Annotated in this window: 7 protein-coding genes; 1 reads left to right on the top strand and 6 read right to left on the bottom strand. The window is 44.9% G+C overall.

The genetic code is table 11. The annotated features are described in order from the left end of the window. From C7B77_RS24435 to C7B77_RS24410, 6 genes are all read right to left on the bottom strand, one after another. Positions 1–203 (bottom strand): YiiD C-terminal domain-containing protein (locus C7B77_RS24435; protein WP_181244011.1); only part of this gene is annotated, 203 nt, incomplete at its 3' end. Positions 204–294: 91 nt separating this feature from the next. Continuing rightward, positions 295–678, bottom strand: a complete 384-nt coding sequence (locus tag C7B77_RS24430) for a type II toxin-antitoxin system VapC family toxin (protein WP_106311052.1) — start codon at positions 676–678, stop codon at positions 295–297. Next, the gene (locus tag C7B77_RS24425) at positions 675–881 is read right to left on the bottom strand and encodes an AbrB/MazE/SpoVT family DNA-binding domain-containing protein (RefSeq protein WP_106311050.1); all 207 of its coding nucleotides are present in this window, start codon (positions 879–881) and stop codon (positions 675–677) included. Before C7B77_RS24425 ends, C7B77_RS24430 begins: the two co-directional genes overlap by 4 nt. 73 nt (positions 882–954) lie before the next feature. Continuing rightward, positions 955–1,836 (bottom strand): metal ABC transporter permease, encoded by an 882-nt coding sequence (locus C7B77_RS24420; protein WP_181244010.1) that lies wholly within the window; start codon positions 1,834–1,836, stop codon positions 955–957. Beyond that, positions 1,836–2,612: a metal ABC transporter ATP-binding protein gene (locus tag C7B77_RS24415; RefSeq protein ID WP_106311044.1), complete on the bottom strand. Its 777-nt coding sequence runs from the start codon at positions 2,610–2,612 to the stop codon at positions 1,836–1,838. The genes C7B77_RS24420 and C7B77_RS24415 overlap by 1 nt, the downstream gene beginning before the upstream one ends. Next, positions 2,609–3,607, bottom strand: a complete 999-nt coding sequence (locus tag C7B77_RS24410) for a metal ABC transporter substrate-binding protein (RefSeq protein WP_106311041.1) — start codon at positions 3,605–3,607, stop codon at positions 2,609–2,611. Before C7B77_RS24410 ends, C7B77_RS24415 begins: the two co-directional genes overlap by 4 nt. A 688-nt stretch (positions 3,608–4,295) precedes the next feature. Between C7B77_RS24410 and C7B77_RS24405 the strand changes: the two genes are divergently transcribed. Beyond that, on the top strand, positions 4,296–4,691 hold a 396-nt coding region (locus C7B77_RS24405; protein ID WP_146138494.1), incomplete at its 3' end, for a glycosyltransferase family 2 protein.

Raw genomic sequence — 4,691 nt, 5'->3', positions numbered from 1 at the left:
AGAACTAAAGTCCAAGCAGACAGAACCGAGACAGCCGAAATACTCCCACCAAATACCGTACTGCGATGATTGATATTTGGTTGTAATGGAGCTGATAAAATAACGCCACTCGAATCGATCGAGCTAACCGATACAGCCATCGCTTTAGACAGCGGTATATGTTCGTGCAGATACTGCTCGACATCCGTACAACTTACGCTCATTAGTATTAATTATCAGCAAACTATTAGATTTGTATGTATTAAAGACAGATTGAAAATATTTAATTTTCTGTTTAATTACTGCTCTATATGTTTATTTTTTGCCTAGCTTTGGAAAATATCTCACCCGATCTAGCGATTCAAAATCATCATCTTGCGTCCAAATGATGGCATCATATTTCATTGCAGTGGCATATATAATGCTGTCAGCTAATGGTAATTTATACTTAATGCCATAATACGCCGCATCAACCGCGAGATGGCTATCCAACACGATCGTCTGTCCTTGTTCCATCTGAGCGATTGCGGCTAGAGCTGCATCTTCATCTCGTTGACGGAGTATAACTTTGAAAACTTCAGTCAGCGTAATACTGGGGACTAGTAAAGCTGCTGTATTTTCGATCGGTTCGGCGAAGTATTGAGCATTGCCATCATCTGCAAAGTAAGAAAGCCATGCGGAAGAATCAACAATATTCAAACCCTGTCCTCTTCTCTAGTCACCTCGGTATCGATCCCTTTGAGGAAGCCTCTCATTTGAGATATTGGTTTAATCGGGATTAGTTCGATCCGGTTGCGATAGGCAATCATTTGAATTTTTTGACCCGATACTATTCCCATTGATTCTCTAATTTCTTTAGGAATTACAATTTGATACTTGGATGAAACAATAACTGCATCCATATTATTTTTATCGATAGTGCTTTAGTAAGACGATAGTACGATCGATAATCTTTGTCAATGTTCGATCGCTGTATTATTTTTCTAATTGCTTTCCATCTGCGGCTGTAATCGATCGATCTTCACGCGATTTAGCCAACAAGCCATGTTTGGGTGCAAAAATCATCGCGACGAGAAATAATAAGGTTTGCAAAACGACGATGCAGCCGCCTGTCGAGCCGTCGATATGGTAACTAATATACGTCCCCATCACGCTCGAAAATATTCCCGAAGCCATTGCAATTAACATCATCACATCGAATCTGTCGCTCAATAGATATGCCGTTGCTCCAGGCGTGACTAACATCGCTACGACGAGAATGATGCCTACTGTTTGGAGTGCGGCAACCGCAGTGAGGGAGAGTAATGATAATAAGACGTAGTAGAGGAATGTGGTATTTAAACCGATCGATCGAGCGTGGGTAGAATCAAAGCAAAATAGCATCAAATCTTTACGGAGAATTGCCAGAATTACTAAAGTAATGCCACTAATAATTACCGTCTGGACGATATCGCCATCGGCAATTCCCAAGACATTACCAAAGAGGATATGCGTCAGATCGATCGAGCTGCGAACTTTGGAAATTAGAACTAATCCTAATGCAAAAAATCCGGTAAATACCAACCCAATGACCGTATCTTCTTTAATCCTAGTTTGCGCTTTGATAAACCCGATCGCAATAACCGAGCCGACGCCAAATACGAACGCACCGATGGCTAACGGGATGTTGAGCATGTAGGCAACAGCCACCCCTGGTAACACCGCATGAGAGACAGCATCACCCATTAAAGACCATCCTTTGAGGGTCATATAACAAGAAAGTGCCGCACATACCATTCCAACTAAAGCACTGACAAAAATTGCCTTCACCATAAACTCATATTGCAATGGTGCGACCAACCAGTTAATTAGATCCATTATTTTATATCCCGATTTTTTCCATTTAACTGGCTGGTGACACTCGATAAATCTCCAAGTGAATTATCGAAGGCGCGGGCAATATTTTCTGGCGTAAATACATCTGAGGTATTACCATATGCCAGAATGCTACGGTTGATAAGTACCACTCGATCGCAGAAGGTTTTAATTGAGGCTAAATCGTGAGTCGAAATGAGGATTGTATGTCCGCGTTCCCGCAATTGGAGGAGTAAGTCAATTAACATTTTTTCGGTCTTGACATCGACACCTGCAAATGGTTCATCTAATAATAAAACTTGGGCTTGTTGAGCTAGTGCCCTAGCAAAAAATGTCCGCTTCTTTTGGCCGCCAGATAATTCGCCAATTTGTCGATCGCGCAAATCCGACATTTGCACGCGTTCTAAGCTTTCTCTAACTGCTTGCTTATCTCTAGAGCCAGGAATTCGCAAGATATTCATATATCCATACCGCCCCATCATCACGACATCGGCGACGCTAACTGGGAAATTCCAGTCTACTTCTTCGGACTGAGGTACGTAGGCGACGATATTAGTTTTCTGGGCTTTATGTATCGGTAACCCATTAACTAAAATCCGTCCGGTAGCGGGTTTTACAAAACCCATAATCGCTTTAAATAGAGTCGATTTTCCCGCACCATTCATCCCCACCAATCCACAAATCGAACCGCTTTGAAGTTGCAGGGATGCACTATGGAGGGCGACTTTGCCGTGATAAGCAACGGTTACATTTTCGATGTCTATTCCAATTGCGTTCATTTGGTTGTCATGCCCTTAATTAGCGTATTAATGTTGTATTCCAATAATTTCAAATAGGTTGATGCGGGGCCATTTGGTGGAGAGAGCGAATCGACATAAAATACACCACCAAATTTGGCACCTGTTTCTTTGGCTACCTGAAGTTGCGCTCGATTATCGACGGTGCTTTCACAAAAGACGGTGGGAATCTGTTTGGCTCTAACGGTATTTATGACTCGTTCGACTTGTTTGGGTGTGGCTTGTTGTTCAGCGTTAACTGGCCAGATGTAGACTTCGGTGAGTCCATAGTCGCGGGCAATGTAGGTAAATGCACCTTCACAACTAACGAGGTAACGTTTGTCAGCCGGGATCTTGGCGACTGCTTGTTTGAGTTTGGTATCGAGTGCCCGAATTTGTTGGCTGTAAGTTGCGGCGTTGGCATCGTAGATTGAGGCATTAGCCGGATCGATTTTACCCAATGCTTTACGGATATTCTCAACGTAAATCAGGGCATTTTTGGGGGACATCCAGGCATGGGGATTGGGTTTACCTTTGGAGGCATCGCTAGCAATCGCGATTGGTTTGACTCCTTCGCTCAAGGTAATATGCGGTACCTTTGGAAGACTATTGTAAAATCTGGTTGCCCATCGTTCTAGATTGAGGCCGTTATCGAAGATTACAGTTGCGTTTTGTCCTCTTGCTAGGTCGCTGGGTGTAGGTTCGTAACCATGGATTTCGGCACCGGGTTTGACGATCGATTCGACATTTACCTTCTCACCTGCAACGTTGCGCGTCATGTCTGCGATGACGGTAAAGGTTGTTAAAACTACTTTGCGATCGGTCGGTGTGGTGCGGTTGGCTGGTGTAGTGCAGCCAGTTAGCCAAAGTGCTAGTAGTAATGCCAGTCCGGCAATGGTCTGTTGTTTGGGTACGGCTATGTTGAGGTGCTGCCGCGATCGATGGGTATCGGCTGTGGGTTTATTCCAGGTGTAGTTTAGTCCGAGTTTACGACCCATGACAACATTTCATAATTATCTCATATTTCTAAATTTAACATAATGATAAGAAAAATGAAATAAATATGACACAGATAGCAGCTTAGTCATACGCGGCATCTGTCAATTAGCGTGAGTCTGGGTTACGGATAGTTGCAGCATGATATTAGCTGGTGCTAAGAGAACCCGGATCTGGGGGAGGCTTCCCCAGACCCTGATTTTTGAGCATTGCTCTTATCCTCTGCCTCGGTGGATGTCATCTATTTTCCCTTTTTTGGTGAGTATCTGCTCCCCCTTTGTAAAATACTTACACCTGTCAGGGGAGAGGGGGAAAGTGGTACAAGAACAGAAAATCATCCCTTTGTCTTGTCTTGACGCGCGCTTTGGAGGAAACCTCCAAAGCGCGCGTCGCTGTCTCGCTAAACCCTCTCCTTCGGAGACGCTGCGCGAACGGCAAAGCCGTAGACGTTGGCGATAGCCTGCCGTAGGCATACGAAGCTCGGCGTGTCGGAGACGGAGCGCGAGCCACAAATCAGCAACACCGCTGTAAGGTTGAGTTTCCATAGGCGAAGGCGGGATGAGGGCAAGGGGTTTCGAGTGCAAAAGAAGGGTTAATGAAGCGGATTTGAGATCGCTCGATGCCGTAGTTTCCGATGGGCTATGAATATTTGGTACGATCTAAAGCGGATTAAAAATAGCAAAATTATAGGTGGATTGGTTGAAAGATTTAGCGATCGAGGGCATATTAGGTGCTGTGGGATTGGGACTGCTATTGTTTCAGGGAACGGCAACTGCGATCCTGTTGTCGCGACTGATAAAAGGAGCGGTACGGCGTCCACCGCTGATGCCAAAGATTTCGACAGCAGATGCTAAATTGGAGCCACTCGATCGAGAATCTCATGGTGTTAGTGTGGTAGTACCGACCTTGAATGAGGTCGATCGAATTGCGCCGTGTTTGACGGGATTGAGTCAACAAGGCGGTGAGGTGCGGGAAATTCTCATCGTCGATAGTAATTCTCAAGATGGAACGCGGGAGCGGGTTACAGCAGCAGCAAAGCTCGACTCTCGCTTTAAATTGCTCACTGACGATCCTTTACCTGCGGGG

This window comes from Chamaesiphon polymorphus CCALA 037, assembly GCF_003003845.1.
In the GTDB taxonomy this organism is placed as follows: domain Bacteria; phylum Cyanobacteriota; class Cyanobacteriia; order Cyanobacteriales; family Chamaesiphonaceae; genus Chamaesiphon; species Chamaesiphon polymorphus.
This window is presented reverse-complemented; position numbering and strand designations above follow the sequence as displayed.